This is a genomic window from Lacrimispora sinapis (assembly GCF_043633585.1).
Lineage (GTDB): Bacteria > Bacillota > Clostridia > Lachnospirales > Lachnospiraceae > Lacrimispora > Lacrimispora sinapis.
The window spans coordinates 3,501,321-3,526,519 of sequence record NZ_CP141832.1; the positions used below are offsets into that span (position 1 = coordinate 3,501,321).

The following is a 25,199-nucleotide window of genomic DNA, read 5'->3' on the forward strand; positions in this document are numbered from 1 at the left end:
GTTGTTTTTGTCAACCATTTTTTTCATTTTCTTCAAAACATTTTTCATCGTTTCCCGATGTGTTTTGGAAGAAGTTTTGCCGCCGTTTTCAGCGGCGAGTTATATCATACCAATGCAGGCGACATTTGTCAACACTATTTTACATTATTTTTTAAACTATATTTTTAAACAAGAGCCAGAACATGTCCGGCTCTTGTTTTACCTTTTATTGAGATACATATAATATCCTTCCACCCGACGCAGTAACAGGGGATAAAAGATCTCCTGTATTCTCTATTGTAAAAGTCTCGGTTGTTGCAGCAGTTATTGTTCCCTCTTCCGTTTTAGGAACTTCAAACGTTACTTCCTGCGTCTTGGCAGTACCTGTAGTGGAATCTGTGAGCAAGGCATAGTAATAAATGCTGGAATTAGCAGCGTAACTAAATGCGGAATCATTGGTAAACGATATATCAAAAAAAGCATCTGACACACTTGAATTGAATGCAGTTGCGTTGGTTACTGATATTTCAATTGCCATATATATTATCCTTTCTATCTTTTTATTTGCCAGGCCAAACAATTGTGCCTAATATAAGTATATTCCTAATATAGAAGAGTGTTTCAGTGCCCGTCCTGTATACTGATACATATATTAAACCAGGAGGGATTCACATGAGTTTCATTGATATTATATGTAAATATTCTGGAAGCTTTTGCAGCAATTGCTATCAATACAATAATGATGCTTTAATTGTAGGTCAATGTGGCAAATGCAGAGAAAACATATTTCTGTACTTTGATCTACAGCCTGATTTTTATTTAGGTAAAATCAAAAATTCCCGTTTAATTCTTTATAAGCTTCCCGTCTGCACCCCCAGTCATGTATGCAGACCATATTTCAGCGATTCATATTGCTTATACCCTTTAACTGACTTTTTCAATATATACAGTAACCACTTTTCAAAACCTCAATTCGATTATAAATATGAAACCTGTTTTATGAATGACATTTATTCAAGCTATACTGAAATTGATATAACGCAAATCACACAAATTTGGCATAACGAACAGTTAGAGAATAAGGGATTAATTATTACCAGTCCAGGAAATGGTCTTCCGCTTTTTTACGCAGGACATAATTTCAAAATTCTTTCCATGCGTCCAATGCTTCGGGTTACCTATGAAAGTATTCCAGGATTACCAATTATGAAGCAGGTTCCATGTACTGTTGAAATTAATCAGCATTTTTGAATTTGGGAAAATGCTGATTGATTTTCAGCTAACAGATTTCTCAATATTAATTATCAAATTTATGCCAAAGATTCATATATTATAATTTATGCTGTTATCTATTTGTCTGGCTTGTGATCATCAAATGCAGCATCCGTTTAAATTTGTATCAATAAAAGTCAAATATTCTTACATACCAATCTTTTTGAAAGACTCCCCAGAACATCGCTTACTCCAAACAAATGAAGGCGATTAAAAGTTTTTATTTATAGGAATAGATAGATGCTGCAGCTACACCTCTAATACTTTTATTTGATTTTAAGCTGAAGTACCATTTTAAAAACTCTTTTTTACTTAATTGCTTCACTTTCTTATATTTTTTTAATAATGTTAGTTATAGATAACTCGAATATAAGAATCTATAAAAATATGAAAATAAGGATCATTTCCATTGCAACCGTGGCGGAAGTAATCCTTTTATTGATATTTATTTAAAAAATACGTTTTTTCTATAATCAATAAGTCTCTCCTTTTTCATTCTGTTAATGCACTTCTTTCAACACAATTAGTCGGCCATTTTCTGTCTACTCATATTGATTAATCATCTATTTCCTTTCATAGAAGTATATTTTACAGGGCCAATATTTGTCAGGTATAGAACGCATGCTCATCATATGGCCTCTCCTATTTTGTTCAAGATTTCCATAAGCAGTCTGCGTCAGTATATTAGCTGTCACCAACGATACAGACCAACATCTTATTTCCTGACTAAAAACTTTGATATTTTTAAAAATAAAAGCTTTGTTTTTTATTTGCAATAACAGTTATAAGCGAAGGTTGGTCTGCGATATATGAACTCGCTCTTGCCATAGAATCTGATATATCCTTCAAACAATAGACGACACGTTTTATAGACTCATCATCCGAAAATTGAAATATATTTGATTTTCTTGTAATCCCAAAAGTTTCTTTTATTTATTCTCCATGTGTATTCTGTTAGTCTTCACCAACCCTTTTTCATTTTGTTTTTTTGAAATAAAAGTAGATCACTGTTTGATTTTTTTAGCTTATTAAAAAATCGTTTCCCACTACCTGGTTATATTTAAAACTTGCACTTGTTAGAGTTGCCCATGAGATCAACAAAAAAGCAGACTTCCAACTGGAAATCTGCTTTTTACCTTCTGAATGAAGAGCGCGAGACGGGACTCGAACCCGCGACCCCGACCTTGGCAAGGTCGTACTCCACCAACTGAGCCACTCGCGCATAACTGATCTTTAAATTCTGTTCGTTTCAACGATGGTAGGATTATATCATATTTTCCCGGGAAATGCAAGAGGTCAAAGAAAAATTTTATGGTTGTATTTCCCGGCTATGCATGATACTTCAGCTTGGTCTCGACCAGAAAATCCACGCCCAGTCCGTCGGTTTCCCGCCTGGTCCCTGCTTGTTCATGATCGAATAAATCTGTATATTTGGCTACCAGCGTCCGTTCTTTGTTGACCAGCCGGTTTAAGTGATGATTCAGCACCCCATGAAGGCGGTCGGAATCTTTTGCAAGGATGGCGTCCACCAGATCCCTGTGCTGCTTCACAACGCCTTTTTCAATACCGGAATCCGCCATGGCGAGAAGCCGTATTCTCCGGTAATGTCCGGAATTGGCTTCTAATATGTCGTTGCAGTAGCCTTTGTTGGCTCCATCATAGAATATAGAATGGAAATAAGTATCCTCTGACAAGAATGCGCGGATATCGCCGCTTTTTTCCAGCCCCTCCTGCCGTTCCAATGACATCTCAAGGGCTGTAATGGCCTTTAAATTGCACACTGCCATAAACTCCAGCATCACGTTTTCTTCCACGCAGGTTCTTAAAAACCGCTCATTCCTCACTTTGTCATAATCGATCTTGGATATCATGGTTCCCCGCTGGGGCAGAAAAGTGATAAGCCCTTCCTTGGAAAGGCTTATCAGTGCATCACGTACCGGGGTCCTGCCAACCTGATAGGACTCGCTGATGTCCTTAATGCTGAAAATCATTCCAGGGCGCAGCCTTAAATCCAGTATATCCGTCCGCAAAACATCATAAATAGATTCAATCTGGCTGTTGTCTGTTTCGCCCATCAATGCCTCCTGTTAAAAGCTTAATACTTCCCTGTACATCTTCAGGGCTTCATCTGGACTATAATTATAATACAAAAGTATATCTAAAGCAAATGGTGAATATGAAATTCCATTAATTTTTTTTGAAAAGTACATCCCTCCGATCTCAGACAAGGCCCGGATTGTGGATTTATTCTTTAACCCAAGGAACTTCCAGAGGGTGATTTTCTCATTTTTGGTATAAATCCCCTCTTCTTCCTCTTCTAAATAATGAAAGATCTCATGGCCCAGGATCAGCTTTGTCATCTGTTCCTTTGATATCAAATCGGATAATCCCCCCTGTTTTGCTGCCCGTTCCATGGGTTCCGTCATGATCTCTATCCGGTTTGGAGGTGTAAAAAGAGCAAACAGCACCCGGTCCGCAAGCTGCCCTCTTTCCGTAAACTCCACCTTGAGTTTGAGTTTTTCTGCCATTTCCCACGGATTTCGGGTCCCCAATCTCTTTGCGGCTTGATCTGCCATATCCTCCCCGCACCGGATGGACCGCCTGATCATAGATTCTTTTTGTGTTCCATCTATTTTATCACGAAGGATATCCCGGGAGAATGCATACATTCCCCAGGATTCATCCTTCACCTTAAACAGCTCCTGTGCCATACTCTGCAGCTGTGTCTTTTCCATTTCCTTCTCCAAACGCTTTAGCTCTGCTTTCTGTTGGCTGCTACTACAAGGATCTCTTCATCCGCCTCCAAAGCGGAGATTTCCAGATCCACAAGCAATTCCAGCTGTTCAAAATCAACGGCTGAAAAGTCCATGACACGGGCCCCCATACAAAGATAGTAGTCCGGTCTGATAATCAGGTCGGTCTGGTACACGGCCATATCTTCCCATAGCTGCTTGATCGCACTCATGCATTCTGCGGCTGTGGTCTTTACGCACATACCTCTTCCTCGCTGGACCTTTATAAAGCCCTTCTTATCTATAATACGGATCGCTCCTGCAAAATCGGCACCGGTCTGATCTCCATATATATAGAAATAACCGGAGCTTACCAGAAGCTTTGCGTCCTCATCCGCGATTCTCATATCTTCGGCTGCTAAATGCCGGGCTTCGGCTTCATCGCATTCTTTTAACAGATCTGCTGTCTTTACTTCCGTAGAACCGGTTGCTATGGCGGTTACCTTTGAGGTCTGAGGATCAATTTCAATATGGATCTCCACCGAATCTGCCGTTGCGCCGGATTCAATGGCTTTATTTAATGCTTCGTTCTTGATGGACTTAATGTCTTCTTTTGATGGTGACGGAATGATACGTTCCACCACATCACGGACCATGGAAAGGGCCACACCGATGGAGGAAATTACTTCCGCATTTTCAGGAATGGAGTATTTGACTCCCATTTTTTCGCTGAAATAAATGATCAGGGAAGCGGCTCCTCCTCCAACTCCTACCAAAGATATCTGATCCTTTTCCAGCTTGTATTTTTCCGCCAGCTCTAAGATCACAGGTTCGATCTTCAAATAAGCTTTTTCCATGATCTGCTTGGCAATGTCTTCCGGGGTGGTGTTACAGTAGTCCGCAAGGGCTTTCATTGCTTTTCTGGCTGATTCCACATTTCCGTAAGAGAAATGCTCTTTCTTTACCAGTCCCAATACGTTAGCCGCACAGGAATTGGTTATGGTGACTGCTGATCCGTCTTCCAGCCGAATTCTCACATAATCAGCCGGATCTCCTGGTTTTGGAGAGAAAAATTCCACAGTAGGGTTTTTGATCTTCTCAGTATCCGTAAATACGGAATAATCAAGCCCTGCAATATGGGCGGAACGGGGACCCACGTCGATGATTCCCTGTTTGTTTGCGCGGACCATGGACCCTCCGGCCACCCCCAGCACTCTTACATCAAGTGATGAAATATAGGTAGGATGTCCTCCGACAATGGAATAGTCAATGGCGGGACGTCCGTTTTTGATTACTCCGATGTTGGTGGTGGTTCCGCCTACTTCAAAATAAACGCCGTTTGATGCTCTTAAATACATGAGAGAGCCCATAACAGAAGCAGCCGGACCGGAAAGCATGGTGAGCACAGGCCGCTTTTTCATTTCGGAAATCTCCATAACACCGCCGTCGCCACGCATGATCATCAGGGGTACAAATACTCCGGCTTCTCTTACGGATTCTTCCGTAGACGTGGCGGTATCTAGCATCTTTGGCAGGATGGAAGCGTTGATGGCTGCTGTTCTGGTGCGTCTGGTCAGGCCGTAAAGTTTTGTGATATCGGAAGCCATGGTGGTGGGAATGTTTTTCTCACTGGCCACCTCATAGACCTCCTGCTCCGGGCCTCCGTCATCAACACCAAATGCCATGGAGGATACGAAAACCTGGGCACCTGACTGCTTCATGGATTCAATGGTATTTTCGACCACGGTGCGGTCCATCTTTTTTACATTGATAAACTCATTGATGATCTTGATCTTTTTTTGGTTTCCCAGATCAATGTCCGGAATCTTTGTCTGTCTTTTTGCCAGAAATCCTTCCATGCCTCCCTTTGCCATACCGATTACACCGACTACAGCCACATCGCCTTCGATCAGGGCATTGGTGGCCTGTGTGGTGGAGTGGGCAACGAACACTACATCCTCGGGACTGATTTCATTTTCCTTTAAGCAGTTCTGAAAGGACTTTACAACGCCTGCCGCTACACCTCTGGGATCATCATGTGTTGTTTTCACCGAAGACTTCCCAATGATTTCGTGGGTGGCATTGTCAATTGCAACCGCTTTTGTATGGGTGCCTCCCACATCGATGCCCATTCTTACTGATCTTCCCATTTTAAGAATTCTCCTTTCTTTGATCCCTTTTCGAGGGAACTGGCGAAGTATCTGCCAGTTCCGTTTATTTTTACAGTAAGCCGCCGTAAAGTACAAATACTGCGATACAGCAGATCACACCGATGATCCAGCCGGCTGGTATGGACATCTTCATGTAATCTTTCGTGGATACCTTGGTGTAACCAAATCCCCATGCCACCCAGGACTGGGTGATATCCAGATGCTGAGGTGCGATGGTTGTGATTGCAAACAAGGGGAATAAGAATGCAACCGGTGCGTTGGGGATTGCGGCCACTACGACTGCCAGAATCGCGGTTCCTGAACCAACCAGATTCAAAGGTCCCCGGAAGAAGCCAAGGGGTGTCAATACCGCAAACGTAATCGCCAGCAAAAGAGCTGTCTTGGGAACAAATCCGCCCAGGATGGCTGTAAAATAAGGTGCTGCATACGTCGCCGCGTTATTAAACATGGACAGCGTGAGCAAAAAGCCAACCATTGGTGCCACATCAATGGAACCGTCAGTAAACAGTTTTGCAAACAGTCTGCAGATCTCCGAATAGCTTCCCTTCATTTTTCCGGTTGTAACAAGTGCAAAGATACCGGATAAGCAGAATCCAAGGATGATGGGGATTTTAAATGCAACCACACCGATGACCGGCAGGATTACTGAGATCCAGGAAATAGCCGGAGCATTGTCGTTTGAAGAAGCAGAAGAGGCCGCCCATGCATGGGAAGTCTTCTTATTCATAGAGAAATTTGATACAATCAGTACAACGACCAGAGCAACGATCATGCAGATCAGGCCGATCTCAAAATAGTCGTTATAGGTGTAGGCTTCTGCTGCCGGATTAAATCCCGCATAAATGGTCTGATACTGCTTGAAGTTTACAATATTGCCAAAGATACCTGCCATAATGGAGCCCATGAAGCTGAACATGGCAACCGGTGCCGGGATGCCGAGTGACAGCATGATGGGAAGCACGATAACTGCGATTGAAATTACCGGACCGATCCCTGTCATGGACATAAAGATGATGGCTGTAACCACACAGAGCAGTCCCATGGTGATTCTTGGTTTATCGCCGCCAAGCTCAACCACCTTACGGATCAGTGTTGCTGCGATTCCGGTATCAACCAGGACCCTGCCGAAGAATGCACCGAAAAATACGTTTACTAAAATTGATTTTGCATAACCTGCCGGACCATCTGCGTACACATAGGTCAGCACATCGATGAGTGATTTGCCCTCCATTGCTGAATTTGGGGAAAATGCATTTCCCACCAGCGCAAGTACGGTCCAAAAGGTAGCCATGACTGCAAACCCCACCATAAGATTGAGTCCCTTCACACAGTACCAGACCATGCCAAGGAAGGACAGAATCATGATAATACCGATGATTACATTGATGTTCATACGAACCCTCCTTAAAATAAAATGTTTGATTGGTAACCCGCAGAAGATAAATACCCCCTTCTGCCTCCCCTGCAGAGGCTTTCGGCCAACTGCTGATACTAATATATTAGTACTAAAATATCAGTCTGTATATGGTGATAATCCCGGTTTTTCGCTTTATTTTTTGTCGAATTTTCATAAAATATAAGAGATGTATTAGATTTGTTTCTGCATTTTTTACACTTATAATTTCCAATAATTCTCATATATATTACAATTAATATATTAGTTGTCCATTTCTCCTTTTCCTTTATTTTACCCATAACCAGCCATTCTAAAAGTTCTTTCCGGATTCATTTTTGCCAGAAAGAATGGCTGGCAAGTCATCCCGTATTTTATTCTGAAGCCTGGAGCTTCCAAACGCACCGGAACCGTAGATCAAAAGTACGGCTTGTCTCAAATGATCCATAGGAGGATGCCTTTCTCCAGGATGACAAAAGAGGCTGCCGCAGATTCATTTTGCGACAGCCCCTTTTAAAAAAGTGTGTTTTTATTTTATTTCTGAGGATAAAAACCAGAAGGAACTTCATTTAAATTAATAAGGATATTTTTCATCTGAGTATAGTGTTCCAGCATTACCTTATGGGTCTCACGTCCGATCCCTGAGGTCTTATAACCGCCAAACGGCGCTCCCTCCGGTATGCTGTTATAAGTATTGACCCAAATACGGCCTGTTTCCACCGCTCTGGCAACTCTTATGGCCCGGTTAATATCTTTGGTCCAAACGGCTCCGCCAAGACCGAACTCGCTGTCATTGGCCATCTTAACCACCTCATCTTCTGTCTTGAACTTGATGATGCAGGCAACCGGCCCAAAGATTTCTTCCTGTGCCACTCTCATATCATTTGTTACATTCCCAAGAAGGGTTGGTTTTAAGAAAGCGCCTTTATCAAGGCCATTCTCTGTCAGCTTTTCTCCGCCGCAGAGAACTGTGGCACCTTCGGCTTTGGCTATCTCCACATAGCTTAATATCTTCTTTAACTGACCGTTATTGATCTGGCTGCCCATCTGGGTATCCGGGTCCAGAGGATCGCCAACCTTCACCTTATGAAAGCGTTTTACCGCTTCTTCCACAAATTTATCATAGATGCTTTCCTGTACGAAAACTCTGGAACCGGCACAGCATACCTGGCCCTGATTGAACAGAATCCCAAGCTGGATGCCGTCCATGGCCATCTCCCAGTCACAGTCTTCAAAAAAGATATTGGCAGATTTGCCACCCAGCTCAAGGGTTGCAGGAATCAGCTTTTCTGCCGCAGCAATTGCCACGCTCTTGCCTACTTCCGTAGAACCGGTAAAGGCCAGTTTGCGGAAGCCTTCATGTTCCAGCATATACTGCCCGGACTTGGACCCGGCACCTGTAATCACATTAAAGACACCGGCCGGAATCACATCCTGAGTCAGCCTTGCCAGTTCCAGCACACTTAACGGAGTTGCGCTGGAGGTCTTAAATACGGTACAGCAGCCGCTGGCCAGCACCGGTGCCAGCTTCCAGGAAGCCATTAAAAACGGGAAATTCCATGGCACGATCTGACCGACCACGCCAATGGGGTCTTTTAAGATCAGGCTCAGCGTATTTCCATCAAGGATATTGGCACTTCCTTCGTCAGCCAGGATACACCCTGCAAAATAACGGAAATGCTGGGCTGCCAGGGGAATATCCACATTCATGGTCTCTCTGATGGGCTTCCCGTTATCCAGGGATTCCACGGTAGCCAGATGTTCCCTGTTTTCATCTATGATATCGGCAATCTTATTTAAGATGACGGCCCGCTCTTTGACCGATACGTGCCTCCATGTCTCAAATGCCTTCCAGGCTTCTTTGACCGCTTCGTCAACGTCTTCTCTGGTCGCTTCCGCACAATCTGCAAGAAGTGTCCCGTCTGCCGGGGAGTGGGTGGGGAACGTTTTGCCGTCGGATGCATCCTTCCACTGTCCTCCTATTAATAACTGATATTTTTTCTGAATTTCTATGTTCGCCATAAAAAATCTCCTTTCTGATTCCTCATATATGTGTCTGCAACCCTTCCGGATTGATTTGTGTCTGTATTGTTCATTATATGCACGGAATTATATCTGTCAATTTAGTTATTTATTTCACATCTGTTTGACATTTATTTATCGGATTCCGCTTATTCTTTAACAAAGGAGTTTTTCTATCTCGGCAGAATTTCTTTTGATATTATCTGATTTCATAGAGTTGAAATATGGTTATAGGGCCTTTATTTCCTTTTTCACATACATTACCTTCCGTTTTTTCCTGATTGTCATTAGGTTTTGATATCATTTTCACAATCTTTTTCTCCTCTTTTTCTTCTGAACTTTCATATTCCGATCCTATGATTGGGTTTTTTTTAACAGAATACGAGGTTTTTTCTTAAACTATTTTCTTAAATTTAATTGTTCCCAATTTTATTGATGTTTTTTAATAAAATTTTTCTTTTGTTCCTCTTAATTTATCAATTAATCTGATTTATGTTAAATTTATAACACATGGAAATTGAGATAAAAGTTTTTACGTTTTTCATATTACTGATGATAAAATTTATATTGCTCTGTTATACTCAAGCTATAAATTTTAAAAATACAATCTCTCAAGTCCAAAAGCTGATGGTGTTCGTGCTTACCATGTCCTTGTACGGACTTGCCACATTATTCACCGAACTAATTCCAAAGTTTCAGGTGGATATCTTGGATTTTTCCCTGGAATATAGTTTTTATCCCGTTGAATCTGGTTATCCTGTTTGCCCCCCTATCCGCTGCCCCGGAGCTGCCACAGGCGAGCCGGTATTCAACGAGAAGTGGTTTAGGATGGTTTCCTCGGTCAGCTTCTTTTGTTCCGCCTCCGGCAAAGATAAACACAGCGGCATAGTTCTGTTTTAATGCAAGCATGAAATGGTGTTTTGAAAACATTGTTGATATATAAAAAGAGGGAGGTTACAAAACTCATGTAAATTGGTTTTGTAGCACTCCCTATGTATGCATAACAATCAATGCATTATAACCACTTCTCTGGATCTGCTGCCATTTGCCGAAATGACTCTACAAATTTCCCAACATGGCAGCCATCGCAAACCGCGTGGTGGCACTGGATGGCAAGTGGCATCAGCGTTTTGTGGTTTTCCTTCTTATATTTTCCAATGGTGAAAATGGGCAGCAGATAGCCTCCATCAGAAAAAACATTGATATTAAAAGCTGTAAAATCCAGCCACGGAACACTGGAAATGTTAAAAACATTGTCTGGAATTTCCTCTTGAGGGAACAAAACTCCGGTGGAATACTGTGCGGTATCCTTTAAATAGGCTTGATAAAATGTTTCAAAGCAACCATCAAACTTCGACCACACGGCTGAAAATGTTTCCGTTCCCGGATTTAAAACTGTATACATTGGATTTATGACTTCCCAATAGCCTAAGTGTCCATGTTCATTTGTTGTCATCCGAAACTCCGTAAACTGATTTACAACGGTTGCAAGCATATAGATTTGAGCAGGATAGCTTTTTATTTTTTTGTCTTTTAATCGGACAATCAAGCTGGATACATCAATATCCACCGTCACGCTATAGGAGCACCGCATATTATTTTTATAATGCTCGTAGTGGCTTTTTCTAACCCATTGTTCCATTGGTATTTCAATAAAATTCATAATATTAGCCTCCTAAAACCTCCTATAGTCGTATCCCAAAATCCAGCTTCATCTCATACTGAGTAACTGTATGATAAAAACCAGCGGCAGAAACAAAATAAAGCATTGCCTTTGAACGGGTATCAATATTTAAAATTTTTATTTGATCGCAATCCGTCTGTTTAATTAAATCTGCCAGTATGCTGCTGCCAATGCCTTTGTTTCTCCATTTCTTATCCACAGCAATCTGAGGAATTTCCCCGGTTGACTTATCAATTATTCCATAACCGGCAATATGATTGTTTTTCCGCACAGCCGATATCATAAAACTCTCTGATAATGCCTCAATGGATTGAATGGAATTTTGCCAGGAAGGAGGATAATCCCAAAAGCTGCCAAATAGTTCCCAATCCGGGTTTAAAATGTGTTCTGTCTGATGAATCGGATCGAATCTGTCATTTCCTCGTTCCATCTGACAGCACAGAAATTCTCTCTCAACCGCGAATCCATTTTTTCTATAAATATTTGCTGCAGAGGTGTTCGATGTCAGCACTTCCAGAATATATTGTTCCGCTCCTGAATCAATACAATATTGTTTTGCTGTCTGAAGCATATGTTTCGTGATCCCCTGTTTTCTAAACTGGGGTATTACCCCGGTTCCCACATCATATGCCGTTGCTTTTCCATTCCACTTTCTGCAGCCATTTAAAATAAACCCGACCAGACAGTCCTCCTCAAAGGCTCCCACGGATACATTAGGATCAAAGCCTTTTCGTTTCAGCATCTTTTCAAATTGGTCAAATGACATATCCATGCGAACCGGATAATCGGAAAAAGCGTTTAAAAAAGCCTGGTATATTGTTTCTTTTTCTATATGAATGAATGAGTCATAACGCAGCATTTACAATCCCCCTTTGGATTATGATAGTTATTTTCCATACCTTTCATCGCTTACACTCAGTAAAATAACGTATATTCTCCTTGATTTTAACATGGATAAAACAAAAAGTCATGTATGAGTACAAATCCTCATACATGACTTTAATTTGTGCTAATAGTGCAAAAAAGATTTTTCGAATAGCAGCAACTGATAGCCCGACTGACAAATTAAAGTTTGTTAAACCAATCTCATATATAAAATTGGATAAGGATTTCCTTGCTCGTCTGTGTCAGTTCTTTTATAAACTTGAAATCCCATGTGTTCATAGAAGCTTTTTGCTTGCGGATTTTGTTCATTCACGCCTAATTCGTTTATAGAATAGTTTTCCATCCCATAATGCAAAAGTTGTTTTCCCAATCCCTGTCCCCTATATTGGGGGGAAATAAAAAGCATTTCCAATTTTCTTTTTTCAATTCCCATAAATGCAACAGGCTTCTTTTCATTATTGACTGCAATAATCAAATGAGCTATCGAATTTAAAGCCTGCGGAATATACTGCGCTATATTTTTAATCTCTGAATCAGATAAAAACAAATGGGTTTCTCTAACTGATTTATCCCAAACTTCAAATAATTGCTCTATTAGGATAGGATTCAATTCATTGATTTCAATCAGCTTCATATTTTATGGCTCCTTCTCAAACTCCCGCTTATCTGTTTGACTGAATAAGTCTTGAATTTATAATACCACATTTGATTACGTAAAAAAAGACATAACATCTCCTTGGCGGAAATGCTATGTCTTTCTGTGAGCCACGTCAATTCTGGATATCATCCTATTTTGAGATGTGGATTTGAACTATAGACCAAAACACTATATTCAGTGAGTATCATCAATTAATTGCAGAAACTCTTTAATACCAGCGTAATATTCTCTATCAGCAAGCTGTCGTGGGGCAAATAAACCAGTTAACGTAGTAAATAGTTTGGAATTAACCAAATAAGGTCTTAGCATATAATGATCCGTTGAAGATATCCAAGTGACGCTTAAAAATTCCTCAGAAACTTCGTTTTTATATACCCGCTTTGTATCATTACTATCTACATGAATATCTTTTCCACCTAAAAATAGTTTTACAGGACTGTAGAAATACTGTATATCTTCCGTAGCGTCCGATTTGTAATTCTTTGATATAAAATTCCAACGTTCTTTTGTAATGCTTTTGTCTGCATTTTGATTGTTATGGTATTCTTCATATGTTGCATTCTTATCTAGCATCGATATACTCCATAAAAACTCTTCTTTTGCTTGCTCCTGATCTTTAAGAGATTTACCTTCCCTTTTCATTTCGGCCAAAGTATTGTATAAGCCCTGATCCACCCAATTGATAGCTGGTGCAACGAGTATATTAAATGCAATATTTTTATCCTCACGATTGATTTTAGGGATAACCCAACCGGCTTGGCTGGAACCCCACAGTCCTATTTTTTCCAAGTTGATTTCAGGGAGAGTCCTCGCCCAATTGATGACTTCCAATGCTTCCGATGCTCTATCTTCCATTGATTGTGTCAGCCAGTTACCCGAAGAACCATCAATCCCGGGTTTGCTCCAAGAAAGGGAAGCATAGCCCAAACTAGCCAGTTCTTCCCACAAGGGATTATATTGACTGTTGTAAGAGGCATTAGCCGGTCCATCACCATGAATGAAAATAACTAGGCCAACCCTTTCTTTCATTTCTTTTGGCAATACGATACTCCCATTTAGTACACCTTTGGAAGTTGGTATTTGAACAGAAGTAACTTTCATATCAAAAGTATTTTGCTGTATTATAACGACTATGCAGACAAGAATAAAAATGATCATGCCTGCAATCATTTTAATTGCTTTTTTCGTCATTTATATAACCCCTTTACATTCTGCTTTTTAGGTTTTGTTTCTTTACTGCAAAATGTGCTATCAAATTAAAAGCTTTTTCATAAAAATCCATTGATTAATTCCTATAAAAAATTTTTTCGAACAATGATTAATATGCTTAATCTCTTGAAATCCCATTCTGCTATACAAATGTTTTGCAGAATTATCAGCTGCGACTGCCAAAGTCAAAGTAGAGTAACTCATTTTAATTAGTAGTTCTTCGCAATAGGATATAAGCTGCTCTCCGATGCCCTTTCCACGCATGGATTTGTCCACAGCGATATGCTCAATATAGCATTCTTGGAAATTGAAAATTTCCAGTATGGATAGCTTAAATAGGAGTAGGAGCATATTTAAAAGCCCGTATTGGCGTATCAGATTGAAAATTGGGACTTTTTTTCGATTTTTTGGTATTGGCCCATATCGTATGAGTATCACGCCTACTATTTTTTCATTCACTTTTGCAACAAAGTGTAAATAGCCGGGGTCTTCAGCTTGTATATCCCAAGTGGAGTATAAGATGCTTTCTATCTCACTTTCATTCAGGCTTTGCCGATGCAAGAATTTACTCTTAAAAGAACTGACTAATAGAGATATAACTTCTTTAAAATCTTTATCTTGATATTTTTCAATGCTGACTTGCATGTAACCATACCTCCTTTGCAATTATCATTTATTGATGTTATACTCATTATAAACCCTCGAGTTGGTCAAGGGTCAATACGCGAATATAGGAGGAAGTATGGAGAAATTCTTAAGAATCGGGCAAGTAAGTAATTTATACGGAATATCGCTTGATACGTTACGCTATTATGACCGCAAAAACTTATTAAAACCAATGGTTGATAAACAGAATGGATACAGGTACTATTCTTTAGAGCAGCTTGATACATTAGAAATGATTTTGGTTGGAAAACACCTTGAAATACCTTTAGAACAAATCAAGGAAAAGGTAGAATCTGAAAGTATAGAAGGCTATCTGGACATGATGCAGGAGCAAATTCAGTTTATAGAAGCCAAGAAAGAGGCACTAACAAAACTTGTCCAATATACCACTAAAATGACAAATATGCTGACACATATACAGAACCACACAAACGACAAAACTTTTTCTACGGTTACTTTAGAAAAAAATGTGGATGTTACCATTTTCCAAGTCGATCTTAAAAATGTTCTGAATACCCAAACAACTACAATGATAAACGGAATAGAAGCCTTTGAACAATGGGTCTTTTATTATGTGAATGAGGAAGGAGCAATTACAGAAAACACCCAAGTTGTAGGTCTCTCCATTCATAGTGACATTGTTCATGCGAATGAAATATATAAAAATCTGGATGAAGCAACAAAGCAGGACAGCGTGTCAAAATATTATTTATACGGTGCTTACAGGCACATTAGCTTTTGGGGGAATGAGTCTGATTTAAAGGAGTATCTATATCTGCTTTGTATGCATTTCAAACTAAGAGAGACTACTCTTAATATCAAATTCAGATTTGCTTTACTTCATAAGGATATGAAACACGAATATTGGGCTGACATCTATTTTCCAAATAAGACAGCTGGTTGATATTAGTTTCATATTGAAGATGGCAAGCCCCGCATGTTGAGGAGTGCCTTGCTCAACCCCTGCGACTTCGGGCCAACTTGGACCCAAGTCATTTATTTCTCCTGCTCGCTTTCTTTTCCGAGGCTGAAATGTCTTTCAGCTCATCCTTGTTTTCATCAAGCAGCTTCATAATGGCGTCTTTCATTTTTCTTGGTTTTTTTCTTGCAGAAATACTGGCTGGATAATGGTGGCTTTCTTCTGCCCTTCTAGCTTCTCCTGTTTTATGATAAGAACAAAGTCCTTTCACGAATAGGAGGAAAATTCTATTCAGTTTCACAGTTTTGTGCAACTTAATTTCATTGCTTATAACAAATTTATGATCGTAGGATTAGAGCTTTTATAAATACCCTCTGTTCACTCTAATTTATCATAGAAAGCAAAAAAGTCATGTATGAGTTCAAATCCTCATACATGACTTTAATCTGAAGCGGGTGATGGGAATCGAACCCACGTATCTAGCTTGGAAGGCTAGTGTTCTACCATTGAACTACACCCGCAAAGGAATTTTAAAACGTATTCAAATGTGCAAAAGGCACAATGCCCAAAGCCGGAATCGAACCAGCGACACGAGGATTTTCAGTCCTCTGCTCTACCAACTGAGCTATCTGGGCTAACCGGTCGGAACACGAGTAATTTTACAGGATTTTCTTCTTTTTGTCAAGAGAAGTTTTCTAAATTATGTAAAAAATATAACAAAAAAGTATTATTCGTTATTGGGAGTTCACTGCAGATTTTGGGTACAGCTATATTCGGATGTATATGGACCAGGACAACCGGTTTATAAAAATATGGGAGGAGCTTAAATGACCGTTTTGCTGCCGGAATTGGTAAAAGTTGGTGTTATGTTTCTGCCTCCATTTGGGAATTCTGATAAATGATATCAACAAGATTGGAGAATCCTCATGAAAAACGAACCAGTATTTATGACAGACCAAAACCACAACATCATTCTGGAAGCCATTTTAGGGGCGCCCAATGCTGCAATTCCAGACAGCTTAAAGCCATTTGACATTCTGGAACCAAACACCTCTGACGGAGCAGCCGAAAAACATGCCCCTGTCATTGAAACCAATGGAAATCACGTAACCGTCAAAGTGGGGAATGTATTCCACCCCATGTCCGAGGAACACAGCATCACCTGGGTATGCCTTTATACGAATGCCGACTGCATAATGAGAGTGAATTTAGGAAGAGACTGCGAACCGGTGGCCCATTTCACGTTAGAATACGGTGATTCTCCCAAGGCCGCTTATGCTTACTGCAATCTTCACGGATTCTGGAAAACAGAAGCCTGAGAAAAAGGAGCTTACGCTTCAAGAGAAATCTGATTTTCTCTATGAGGCATAAGCTTCTTTTTTCCACATCATTGACCGAAATTCAAGGGTTCATCCACAAATTTTCTGATACTTCCCGCCTTTCGTTCTGTTATCTTATCCCCTTTTTCTATCCTGCCGCAGAGCAGAGGGCTATGTACATCATAAAGAAGCCTTCTCCTCTTTACAGAGGCCTGACTGTCATTGGCATAGCAATACCGGCATCCCGCGGGACAGGTATCATAGGTTCCTATCTCCACGCTTTCCATACAGCCGCATCCCTTCCTCTGGTTCTTATCCTTCCGGTTCCTGACAGGCACTCCAAGAATCTGTTCTGCCAGGACCGGATCAATACAGCTCCCCGGAAATACCCCTGCCTGGCTTAAATCAAGGCTTTCTGCACAGGTCTCCACTCTCATCCCCCAAAATCCTGCAATATCCGCCATTGCTTTGCTGATACGAAGCATCCGCTCCTCGCTCAACGCCTCCACCTCAATGCCCCTCATGTTACGGGCAGTTTTTCCGTACCAGTCAAGAAAGCTGATGGTAACCTTTCCGGTATAGCCCTGCAGCGCTTTCGCAATCTGCTCAAATGCCCGTAAATGATAGTCTTCCTGATACCTGCTGTTTACAAAGATGGGGTCATACCGCCATACCACTTTATCTGCACCAATAAGGTCTGCGGTCTGGCAAAAAATACGCAAAAGCTCCTTTTTATCCGGAAGCCCCGGCTCGATCTCCCTGCCATATCCAGTGAGTGTAAACTGGATATAACAAGGAATAGGGCCCAGCTTGGATAACCGTTTCAGCATTGGTTTTGGATTTTTCGTCCAGAATACGATCAGCTCCACCTGATCCGGAGACAGATCAATTTTACTGATCTGATGGCTGTTCATGGGATTTTTCACATAGAGATACCCCTCATTTAACCGGTTAAAAAACCATTCTGAATAATATTGGGGAATATCCGTCCGCCTGCTGGCACTGAGTATCACGTGACTCCTCCTCTGCGTTTATACAAATAAAACTATTATACGAGGTCACAGCATCTTTTTCAAGCGTTCCGTATGATCCTCTTCCACTTTCATCAGGTCCTTCATAAGAGCAAGGATATCCTTATCCGCCTCACCTTCATATTGGCTGATCCGTTTGCTGCAGTCAATGATCCCCATGGTTGCGCCCTGTATCAGCATCTCCGCCATATGGGAAACAGATTTGTCCTTAAAAGTCTTCATGTCAATGGCAAGATATGCCATGATCTTTTCCAAAGCCCCGATATCCTTTTCCTCTAATCCATGCTGGTTTAAAAGCTCTTTTGCCTTTTCATGGATCTGAGTATACTCTTTCAGCTCTGCACTCAAATGCTCCTGAAAGGCTTGATTCTCTGTTATAGCCAAAAGCTGCTTTACAGTCTTTACCCCCATCTCAGAATTTTGATAAATAAAATTTAACAATTCCGCATCTGCATTCATAAGTATCCCTCTTTTCTTTTTCTCTTATTATGAGAAAAAAAGAAGGAATTTATCATAAAACGGTGGAGAACTATGCCTTTTCTTTATCACCCTCTGCCTTGCAAAGTTTAAACTTTTCAACCTCCTCATGCAGGACGCGCGCCTGTTCTTCCAGTTTCTCACCGGCAGAGGAGCTTTCCTCGGCTGTGGCTGCATTGGCCTGAATGACCGCAGAAACCTGGGATAATCCCTGATTGATCTGTTCGATGGAACGCACCTGATCCATGGAGGAGGCTTCCACTTCCTTCATCGCCTGCTCCACCTGATTGGCCTGTCCGGCGATTTCCTGGAATACTCTTCCCGTCTCCTCCGTCAGTCTTTTCCCTTCTGAAACCGCCTTTACGGACTGCCCGATTAATACGGACGTCTGCTTTGCCGCCTCTGCGGACTTTTCCGCCAGATTGCGCACCTCTCCGGCAACTACAGCAAATCCCTTTCCAAACTCTCCTGCTCTGGCTGCTTCCACCGCCGCATTCAAAGCCAGGATATTGGTCTGGAATGCAATGTCCTCGATGATTTTTGTGATGTTGGATATTTTTTTGGAGGATAGACTTACTTCACCGATTGCGGCCTGAAGGCTTTCCATATGCCGGCTTCCTGCATCGACCTTCTTTCCCGACTGGCTGGCATAAGCGGAAGCCATGCGCACGTATTCCACGTTTTTCTCCGCCTGTGTATAAACCGCCTGTATGGAAGAATCCAGCTCCTCCACCGCAACTGCCTGTTCTTCACTTCCCGAAGCAAGCGCATGGGAAGAACCGGAAACCTGTCCCGCCCCGTTTTTTACCTCTTCTGCCGTGATCTGGACCTGTTTCAGTGTATCACTCAAACGAAGGGAAATGGTTTCCATGGTGGTTCGTATGCGGTTGAATTCCCCCGGATATTCACAGCTGCTCTGAACCGCCAGATTTCCATAAGAAACCTCCTGCAGATAGAAGGAAATATCCCCAATGATCTCTTTATATTTGCCCGCCATTTCATGGATCTTTTCTGCGATACTGCCGATCTCATCATTTCGTTCCACGGTCAATTCAAGGTTTAAATCTCCGCCGGAAAGTCTCTGCAGGGAATCCACCACATTTCCAATGGGCCTGGTGATCCGGTTTATAATTCTCAAAACCGCAAGGACCCCGAATATCAGGGAAAATAGTCCCAGAACACCTGCGCTGATGACGGAAGTCTTTATTCCGGACATGAATTCCGATTGAAGAGCCGTTACATTGACTGACCAGCCGTTGGTATCCTTGATGGGCGTATACGAACCGATCTTTTTTTCTCCATTTGCTTCATAAAAACGAAACCCGGTCTCTCCCTGAATCATCGCCGTTTCCAGTGCCGCAGTCTCATCGTTTGCCCCCGGAGCTTTTTTGGCATCCTCGATGCTGTTTTGCCTTGCAAGTACCAGAGAAAAGTCATCGCTTGCCACCTTTGCCCCATTGCGGTCCAAAATGTAGGTACTTCCCGTAGTTCCCAGCTTGGCATCAGAAATTATGGTTTCAAACACCGAGTAAGGAATGGTAAGCATAACTACAACATCCCCAAACGGATAGGCATACTGAAAGGAGGCAGAATCCTTCTCAATGATCGGGTCCGACAGAAACGGAGTCCCACCCCTGGCCTGCTGATATGGAATATTATCTTCATAGGATGTCCCGCTGGCAATGGACTTTCCATCCGAAGAAATAATATCAATCTTATTAAGCCCGTACTGAGCGCTTGAAATGTTTAGGAAAATACCGATGTTGCCTCCACGTTCTGCATTTCCTTTCTCATACAGCGCAACGGACTCTGCTATGATGGAATATTCCTTTAACTGCTGTGTGATCTTTTCTGAAACCAGCTCCGACGTTTCCGCAAGACTCTTCGCCAGTGATCTGTGAGCGGTATCATAGATAAAATAAATGGAACTTACAGACAACAAAAATACAATGACTGTGATACAGCCCATGGTAAACAGGACCAACTCTTTTTTAATTCCCTTCCGACGTCTGCTCATCCTTTATGAACCTCCAATATATGATTTGTAACTTAACCCTCATTAAACTTATAAGGATTTTATCTATATATCGGACATAATTCAGATATCAACAGCATATTTACTAACATTTTACACTAATTTTCCAATTTTTACCTGCAATATACACATTTTTTACAATTCCTGCCAGCCCATTTACAAAAGAAGACACAAAAAAAGATACCCATCTTAATTGATAGATATCTTCACCCTAAATGCCGGCGACCGGAATCGAACCGGTACGGGAGGTAAGTCCCGCAGGATTTTAAGTCCTGTGCGTCTGCCAGTTCCGCCACGCCGGCATTCTCATATATAATCGCAGTCAACTGACGTTATATGGAGTGGGCGGAGAAGGATTCGAACCTTCGAAATCGTCGATAACAGATTTACAGTCTGCCCCCTTTGGCCACTCGGGAATCCGCCCATGCTTCTTAACAAGCGTCTGTTATTTTATCATATAGACAAGCAAAAATCAAGGGTTTTTATAATTTTTTTAAATTTTATCCACAGACAGCAGGACAGAACTGGTTTCCGGCATCCATATCCTTACAACACCATCCTTTGCTTCATAGGTGACTTCGCCTGCATTATAGCCCTTCTCATACGTAAACATATGCCTTGTCATGGTGTCCCCATCCTTTACCCCAAGCTGCCATACAGGGATTTCCACCTCCCGTTCTCCCTGACAGTGGTTCACTGCTATTGCACAGATGCTCTCTCCACAGAACCGTCCATAGGAGATCAGATGTTTTTCAGCCAGAAGCTGCTTGAAGGACCCCAGCCGGAGTGCTGGCAGCCGGTGATGGAGCGCCGTCATATACCGGTGGAATTCTATAAGTTCAAAGTCCTCACTGCCCCAGGGATAGGTTCTGCGGCTGTCAGGGTCCGTAAAACCGCACACTCCGGCTTCATCTCCATAATAAATGGTGGGCGCGCCCGGCCAGGTCATCTGGATCATAACGGCTTCCCGAAAGATTCCATAGTGTACTCCCTCAGAAGCTGCCTCCGGTCCCAGAGCTGAAGACCGCCCTACCTTTTTGTTGGTTCTTGTGAGGAAGCGGGAGTGGTCATGATTGGATAATTCATTCATGGCTGCATAAAGAGAACCGGTGGTCATACGGCTCATATGTTCCTTCATGGACTTGAAAAATTGCTCTCCGTCTCCAAACAGAGCGGAATTGCTTTCGTCGCTGTGCTTTTCCATTCCAGTCAGAAACCAGCTGACCGGCTCCATAAATGCATCGTAATTCATGACCGTGTCCCACTGGTCGCCCTTCAGCCAGGCAGAAGGGTCTCCATAATGTTCTGCCAGAATCAGAGCCTCCGGATTCGCCTCCTTGACCGCTTTTCTGAATTCCCTCCAAAAGCTATGGTTATACTTGCTGCTGTATCCAAGGTCCGCTGCCACATCAAGCCGCCAGCCATCTGCATAATAAGGGGCAGACACCCATTTCCTTGCAATGCAAAGAACGTCTTCATATAAGGCCGGGGAATCTTCATAGTTTAGCTTGGGAAGGGTCAAATGGCCCCACCAGCCATCGTAGGTGTTATTATAAGGCCAGCCCTGTCCGTCGGAAAATTTAAAAAAGGAATGATAGGGGCTGTCTGGCGAAACATAGGCTCCCGGCTCATAATTCCCCGACATTTCATAGATTCGTTCCCCATCAAGCCATTTATGAAAAGATCCGCAGTGGTTAAATACCCCATCGAGAATGACTTTCATGCCCCGTTTGTGCACCTCTTCCACAAACCGGGCAAAGAACAAGTCGCTGGCTTCCAGGTTTTCTTTCTCTGTCGTACGGATCATATATTTTGAAGCACTCCGGTTATCGGCTTCTCCGGGCGGGACTGCCTCTCCTCCATCTTTCACGATCACTCCGTAATGAGGGTCTATATGGTCATAGTCCTGGCAGTCATATTTATGATTGGAGGGTGATACAAAAATGGGATTCAAATAAAGCACATCGACCCCAAGGGTTTTTAAATAATCAAGCTTTTCCCATATTCCCTTCAAATCTCCGCCATAAAACCGGCCCACATCCACCGGCTCGGGATATTCTTTCCAGTCTTTCACATGGGTGACTGGCTTTCCGATGTAAATGTATTCCCGGTCCGTCACATCATTTCCCGCATCCCCATTGCGAAACCGGTCCACAAAAATTTGATACATGACCGCTCCCTTTGCCCAGTATGGCACAGAAAATCCCGGAACCACACGAAAATAATGAGCCGGTAAAGTCTCCTTACAAGGGCCCAGACGGTCATAATACCAGCGGTCTGTTCCCTTATCTATCCGAAAGGTATAAAAAACGGTCTCTGCTCCAACTACCTGTCTGTGTTCATAGTAATCAAAAAGCTCATCTGACCTGATTTTATCCATGGCTGTCTCACTGCCGCTTCCTTCTTCTATAAAATAGACCAGGTCCGCATTATCCCTTAAAGTACGGAAAAGAAAGCTCACTTCATCTCCGTTTTCCGGCTCTGCCGGAAAACGGAAATTCTCTGTCTCATCGGTAAATAATGCTTCAGTATTCAACGTTTCAGACGGAATGCACATAGGAACTCATTTCCTTTCATTACTGCTGTTAGTTCTATTTTATCCGATTGACGTTCAAGATACAACCTGCTTTTTTCCAATCAATGGACAGAAAAAACGGTCAGCGGGGTAGCTGACCGTTCTTCGGAGAAGGTATTTCGTTTCTTATGGGGTGTAGCAAAAACTATATAATGTATTGGGGGGGTTTACGTTTATAAATATACCATGCTCCGTAAAATAAGTGTGCACAAACATCATTTTTTTCAATCTGATTTTTTATGCATATTTCCGCATACGACCCATACGTTACAAAAAAGTGCAGAATCAAAGGCAAAAACATAGTCACTTTACCCGATCCTGCACTTTTATTTTGATTAAGCCGCCAGAAGCTTCTTATGCTTCTGCTGAAGCAGAGAACAGACTTTCAAATTCCTGCTGGCCGATTTTTTCTTTTTCCATAAGCAGCTTGCAGCAGGCATGAAGTACATCTTCATGTTTCAAGATGATCTCTTTTGCCTTCTCATAGCACTCATCAATGATTCGTTTTACTTCATTGTCAATGGTGTTGGCAACCTGGCCGCCGTAATTCTTTGTATGAGCCAGATCCCGTCCAATGAAGACCTCATCACCGTCATTATCATAATTGATCATGCCCACCTGTTCGGACATGCCGTACTGGGTCACCATGGCGCGGGCCAGGGCTGTGGCCTGCTTAATATCCTGGGAGGCCCCGGTGGTAATATCCCCGAAGATAATCTCCTCTGCGATCCTGCCGCCTAAATCCACCATAATATCCTGCAGCATCTTTCCTCTGGTGTTAAACATATGATCATTCTCCGGCAATGGCATGGTATATCCGGCAGCACTCATTCCCGTTGGTATAATGGAAATGGTATGAACCGGTCCCTGATCCGGAAGAAGATGGAAAAGAATCGCATGGCCTGCTTCGTGATAAGCCGTGATCTTCTTTTCTTTTTCCGTTATGATTTTGCTCTTTTTCTCGGCTCCGATGCCGACCTTTACAAACGATTTTTCAATATCAGCCTGACTGATGAATTTCTTGTTTTGTCTGGCCGCATAAATGGCTGCTTCATTCAATAGATTCTCAAGATCTGCACCCGTAAATCCGGCTGTGGTCTGAGCGATCCTTTTTAAATCCACGTCTTCTCCCAAAGGCTTTTCCTTGGAATGTACCTTCAGGATATCTTCTCTTCCCTTTACGTCAGGTCTGCCTACCCCTACCTTCCGGTCAAAACGGCCGGGACGAAGGATGGCCGGGTCTAAAATATCCACACGGTTGGTGGCTGCCATAACGATGATTCCTTCGTTGATGCCAAACCCATCCATCTCCACCAGGAGCTGGTTTAAGGTCTGCTCTCTTTCGTCGTGTCCTCCGCCCATACCGGTTCCTCTCCGTCTGGCTACGGCGTCAATCTCATCAATAAAGATGATACAGGGCGCGTGTTTCTTTCCTTCTTCAAATAAATCCCGGACTCTGGAAGCACCTACACCGACAAACATTTCCACAAAGTCTGAACCGGAAATAGAGAAAAACGGAACTCCGGCTTCTCCGGCCACTGCCTTGCCAAGAAGGGTCTTACCGGTTCCGGGAGGTCCTACCAGAAGGATTCCCTTTGGAATTCTGGCACCTACGCTGGTATACTTCTGGGGATTCTTTAAGAAATCCACTACTTCTTCAAGCTCTTCCTTCTCTTCTTCCAGACCTGCCACCTTGCTGAAATTCACTTTGTTGGCATCCTTTGCAAGAAGTGCCCGGCTTCTGCCAAAATTCATCATCTTGGAATTGGCACTTCCGGCTCCTGCCCTGGCATTCATGACCATAAATAAAAATACCATGGCCACGGCCGTAAGTATCAGCGGCAATGTGATGGTAAAGAACAGATTCTCCTTCTGGACTGCGTCCACCGTATAAGTGATGCCGCTGCGGTCCAGACGGTCCTGTATTTCAATTACATCGGATACATTGGCCTGTTTTGACGTCCCGTCGGTCATAGACATCTCGATCTTACCTGTTGGGGGCGGATCGTTCTGCCTGATCGTAGCCGAGGCTATGGTCCCATTGTCTATTGCCTGCATCAACTCCTGATTGGTGATGATTGCACTCTTTTGGGGAAGCCTGCTGGCAAATAAAAGCATGATAACCAGAAGGAGCAGAAATCCCAAGCCTTTAAATGGTTGCTGTTGTTTCAA

20 protein-coding genes and 5 tRNA genes are annotated in these 25,199 nt (G+C 42.4%); 3 read left to right on the forward strand and 22 right to left on the reverse strand.

Annotated features, from left to right (window positions below; genetic code table 11):
* Positions 1 to 205 precede the first annotated feature (205 nt).
* Positions 206 to 517, reverse strand: coding sequence for a hypothetical protein (locus tag VIG27_RS16545; RefSeq protein WP_394523722.1), 312 nt, complete (start codon positions 515 to 517; stop codon positions 206 to 208).
* A 134-nt stretch (positions 518 to 651) separates the two neighbouring features.
* Between VIG27_RS16545 and VIG27_RS16550 the strand changes: the two genes are divergently transcribed.
* Positions 652 to 1,230, forward strand: a complete 579-nt coding sequence (locus VIG27_RS16550; protein WP_394523723.1) for a hypothetical protein — start codon at positions 652 to 654, stop codon at positions 1,228 to 1,230.
* A gap of 1,170 nt (positions 1,231 to 2,400) precedes the next feature.
* Here the strand turns inward: VIG27_RS16550 and VIG27_RS16555 are convergent.
* From VIG27_RS16555 to VIG27_RS16610, 12 genes are all read right to left on the reverse strand, one after another.
* Positions 2,401 to 2,473, reverse strand: a tRNA-Gly gene (locus VIG27_RS16555).
* 106 nt (positions 2,474 to 2,579) lie between these two features.
* Positions 2,580 to 3,326 carry a GntR family transcriptional regulator gene (locus VIG27_RS16560; RefSeq protein WP_394523724.1) on the reverse strand — a complete coding sequence of 249 codons (747 nt, stop codon included), beginning with the start codon at positions 3,324 to 3,326 and terminating at the stop codon, positions 2,580 to 2,582.
* Between the two features lie 12 nt (positions 3,327 to 3,338).
* Positions 3,339 to 3,986, reverse strand: coding sequence for a hypothetical protein (locus VIG27_RS16565; protein WP_394523726.1), 648 nt, complete (start codon positions 3,984 to 3,986; stop codon positions 3,339 to 3,341).
* Between the two features lie 17 nt (positions 3,987 to 4,003).
* Entirely contained in the window at positions 4,004 to 6,133 is a 2,130-nt protein-coding gene (locus VIG27_RS16570) for a hydantoinase/oxoprolinase family protein (RefSeq protein WP_394523728.1), read from the reverse strand.
* A gap of 70 nt (positions 6,134 to 6,203) precedes the next feature.
* Positions 6,204 to 7,547, reverse strand: a complete 1,344-nt coding sequence (locus VIG27_RS16575; protein WP_394523729.1) for a citrate transporter — start codon at positions 7,545 to 7,547, stop codon at positions 6,204 to 6,206.
* 313 nt (positions 7,548 to 7,860) lie between these two features.
* Positions 7,861 to 7,995, reverse strand: a complete 135-nt coding sequence (locus VIG27_RS16580) for a hypothetical protein (RefSeq protein ID WP_394523731.1) — start codon at positions 7,993 to 7,995, stop codon at positions 7,861 to 7,863.
* An 86-nt stretch (positions 7,996 to 8,081) separates the two neighbouring features.
* Entirely contained in the window at positions 8,082 to 9,569 is a 1,488-nt protein-coding gene (locus VIG27_RS16585) for an aldehyde dehydrogenase family protein (protein ID WP_394523734.1), read from the reverse strand.
* A gap of 1,015 nt (positions 9,570 to 10,584) precedes the next feature.
* Complete coding sequence (gene catA, locus VIG27_RS16590; RefSeq protein WP_394523736.1) at positions 10,585 to 11,232, reverse strand: type A chloramphenicol O-acetyltransferase; 648 nt, start codon at positions 11,230 to 11,232, stop codon at positions 10,585 to 10,587.
* Between the two features lie 22 nt (positions 11,233 to 11,254).
* Positions 11,255 to 12,112 carry a GNAT family N-acetyltransferase gene (locus VIG27_RS16595; RefSeq protein ID WP_394523739.1) on the reverse strand — a complete coding sequence of 286 codons (858 nt, stop codon included), beginning with the start codon at positions 12,110 to 12,112 and terminating at the stop codon, positions 11,255 to 11,257.
* Between the two features lie 216 nt (positions 12,113 to 12,328).
* Positions 12,329 to 12,772: a GNAT family N-acetyltransferase gene (locus VIG27_RS16600; RefSeq protein ID WP_394523742.1), complete on the reverse strand. Its 444-nt coding sequence runs from the start codon at positions 12,770 to 12,772 to the stop codon at positions 12,329 to 12,331.
* A gap of 198 nt (positions 12,773 to 12,970) precedes the next feature.
* Positions 12,971 to 13,987: an alpha/beta hydrolase family protein gene (locus VIG27_RS16605; protein ID WP_394523744.1), complete on the reverse strand. Its 1,017-nt coding sequence runs from the start codon at positions 13,985 to 13,987 to the stop codon at positions 12,971 to 12,973.
* 60 nt (positions 13,988 to 14,047) lie between these two features.
* Positions 14,048 to 14,650 (reverse strand): GNAT family N-acetyltransferase, encoded by a 603-nt coding sequence (locus VIG27_RS16610; RefSeq protein ID WP_394523745.1) that lies wholly within the window; start codon positions 14,648 to 14,650, stop codon positions 14,048 to 14,050.
* 97 nt (positions 14,651 to 14,747) lie between these two features.
* Here VIG27_RS16610 and VIG27_RS16615 point away from each other — a divergent pair, with 97 nt between their 5' ends.
* On the forward strand, positions 14,748 to 15,575 hold the full coding sequence (locus VIG27_RS16615) for a MerR family transcriptional regulator (protein WP_394523747.1): 828 nt from the start codon (positions 14,748 to 14,750) through the stop codon (positions 15,573 to 15,575).
* A gap of 465 nt (positions 15,576 to 16,040) precedes the next feature.
* Here VIG27_RS16615 and VIG27_RS16620 read toward each other — a convergent pair.
* Both VIG27_RS16620 and VIG27_RS16625 read right to left on the reverse strand, forming a co-directional pair.
* Positions 16,041 to 16,111: transfer RNA gene (locus tag VIG27_RS16620), tRNA-Gly, on the reverse strand.
* 41 nt (positions 16,112 to 16,152) lie between these two features.
* A tRNA-Phe gene (locus tag VIG27_RS16625) sits at positions 16,153 to 16,225 on the reverse strand.
* A 291-nt stretch (positions 16,226 to 16,516) separates the two neighbouring features.
* Here VIG27_RS16625 and VIG27_RS16630 point away from each other — a divergent pair.
* On the forward strand, positions 16,517 to 16,909 hold the full coding sequence (locus VIG27_RS16630) for a desulfoferrodoxin family protein (protein ID WP_394523749.1): 393 nt from the start codon (positions 16,517 to 16,519) through the stop codon (positions 16,907 to 16,909).
* A gap of 68 nt (positions 16,910 to 16,977) precedes the next feature.
* On the opposite strand, the gene VIG27_RS16635 is transcribed toward VIG27_RS16630, so the two are convergent.
* The 7 genes from VIG27_RS16635 to ftsH form a co-directional block, all read right to left on the reverse strand.
* On the reverse strand, positions 16,978 to 17,922 hold the full coding sequence (locus VIG27_RS16635) for a DUF1848 domain-containing protein (RefSeq protein ID WP_394523751.1): 945 nt from the start codon (positions 17,920 to 17,922) through the stop codon (positions 16,978 to 16,980).
* A gap of 45 nt (positions 17,923 to 17,967) precedes the next feature.
* A complete protein-coding gene (locus tag VIG27_RS16640) occupies positions 17,968 to 18,399 on the reverse strand; it encodes a hypothetical protein (protein WP_394523753.1) in 432 nt (143 codons plus the stop codon).
* Between the two features lie 70 nt (positions 18,400 to 18,469).
* On the reverse strand, positions 18,470 to 20,434 hold the full coding sequence (locus tag VIG27_RS16645; RefSeq protein WP_394523755.1) for a methyl-accepting chemotaxis protein: 1,965 nt from the start codon (positions 20,432 to 20,434) through the stop codon (positions 18,470 to 18,472).
* A 234-nt stretch (positions 20,435 to 20,668) separates the two neighbouring features.
* Positions 20,669 to 20,754 (reverse strand) — tRNA-Leu (locus tag VIG27_RS16650).
* A 40-nt stretch (positions 20,755 to 20,794) separates the two neighbouring features.
* Positions 20,795 to 20,876, reverse strand: a tRNA-Tyr gene (locus tag VIG27_RS16655).
* A gap of 69 nt (positions 20,877 to 20,945) precedes the next feature.
* Positions 20,946 to 23,009, reverse strand: coding sequence for a glycoside hydrolase family 13 protein (locus VIG27_RS16660; protein WP_394523757.1), 2,064 nt, complete (start codon positions 23,007 to 23,009; stop codon positions 20,946 to 20,948).
* Positions 23,010 to 23,381: 372 nt separating this feature from the next.
* A complete protein-coding gene (ftsH, locus tag VIG27_RS16665; RefSeq protein WP_394523759.1) occupies positions 23,382 to 25,199 on the reverse strand; it encodes an ATP-dependent zinc metalloprotease FtsH in 1,818 nt (605 codons plus the stop codon).

What these genes read in the sequence shown, in the direction of transcription:
- VIG27_RS16545 (WP_394523722.1), bottom strand. Translation starts at nt 517, where the DNA reads ATGGCAATTGAAATATCAGTAACCAACGCAACTGCATTCAATTCAAGT.
- VIG27_RS16550 (WP_394523723.1), top strand. Translation starts at nt 652, where the DNA reads ATGAGTTTCATTGATATTATATGTAAATATTCTGGAAGCTTTTGCAGC.
- VIG27_RS16560 (WP_394523724.1), bottom strand. Translation starts at nt 3,326, where the DNA reads ATGGGCGAAACAGACAACAGCCAGATTGAATCTATTTATGATGTTTTG.
- VIG27_RS16565 (WP_394523726.1), bottom strand. Translation starts at nt 3,986, where the DNA reads ATGGAAAAGACACAGCTGCAGAGTATGGCACAGGAGCTGTTTAAGGTG.
- VIG27_RS16570 (WP_394523728.1), bottom strand. Translation starts at nt 6,133, where the DNA reads ATGGGAAGATCAGTAAGAATGGGCATCGATGTGGGAGGCACCCATACA.
- VIG27_RS16575 (WP_394523729.1), bottom strand. Translation starts at nt 7,547, where the DNA reads ATGAACATCAATGTAATCATCGGTATTATCATGATTCTGTCCTTCCTT.
- VIG27_RS16580 (WP_394523731.1), bottom strand. Translation starts at nt 7,995, where the DNA reads ATGGATCATTTGAGACAAGCCGTACTTTTGATCTACGGTTCCGGTGCG.
- VIG27_RS16585 (WP_394523734.1), bottom strand. Translation starts at nt 9,569, where the DNA reads ATGGCGAACATAGAAATTCAGAAAAAATATCAGTTATTAATAGGAGGA.
- catA (WP_394523736.1), bottom strand. Translation starts at nt 11,232, where the DNA reads ATGAATTTTATTGAAATACCAATGGAACAATGGGTTAGAAAAAGCCAC.
- VIG27_RS16595 (WP_394523739.1), bottom strand. Translation starts at nt 12,112, where the DNA reads ATGCTGCGTTATGACTCATTCATTCATATAGAAAAAGAAACAATATAC.
- VIG27_RS16600 (WP_394523742.1), bottom strand. Translation starts at nt 12,772, where the DNA reads ATGAAGCTGATTGAAATCAATGAATTGAATCCTATCCTAATAGAGCAA.
- VIG27_RS16605 (WP_394523744.1), bottom strand. Translation starts at nt 13,987, where the DNA reads ATGACGAAAAAAGCAATTAAAATGATTGCAGGCATGATCATTTTTATT.
- VIG27_RS16610 (WP_394523745.1), bottom strand. Translation starts at nt 14,650, where the DNA reads ATGCAAGTCAGCATTGAAAAATATCAAGATAAAGATTTTAAAGAAGTT.
- VIG27_RS16615 (WP_394523747.1), top strand. Translation starts at nt 14,748, where the DNA reads ATGGAGAAATTCTTAAGAATCGGGCAAGTAAGTAATTTATACGGAATA.
- VIG27_RS16630 (WP_394523749.1), top strand. Translation starts at nt 16,517, where the DNA reads ATGAAAAACGAACCAGTATTTATGACAGACCAAAACCACAACATCATT.
- VIG27_RS16640 (WP_394523753.1), bottom strand. Translation starts at nt 18,399, where the DNA reads ATGAATGCAGATGCGGAATTGTTAAATTTTATTTATCAAAATTCTGAG.
- VIG27_RS16645 (WP_394523755.1), bottom strand. Translation starts at nt 20,434, where the DNA reads ATGAGCAGACGTCGGAAGGGAATTAAAAAAGAGTTGGTCCTGTTTACC.
- VIG27_RS16660 (WP_394523757.1), bottom strand. Translation starts at nt 23,009, where the DNA reads ATGTGCATTCCGTCTGAAACGTTGAATACTGAAGCATTATTTACCGAT.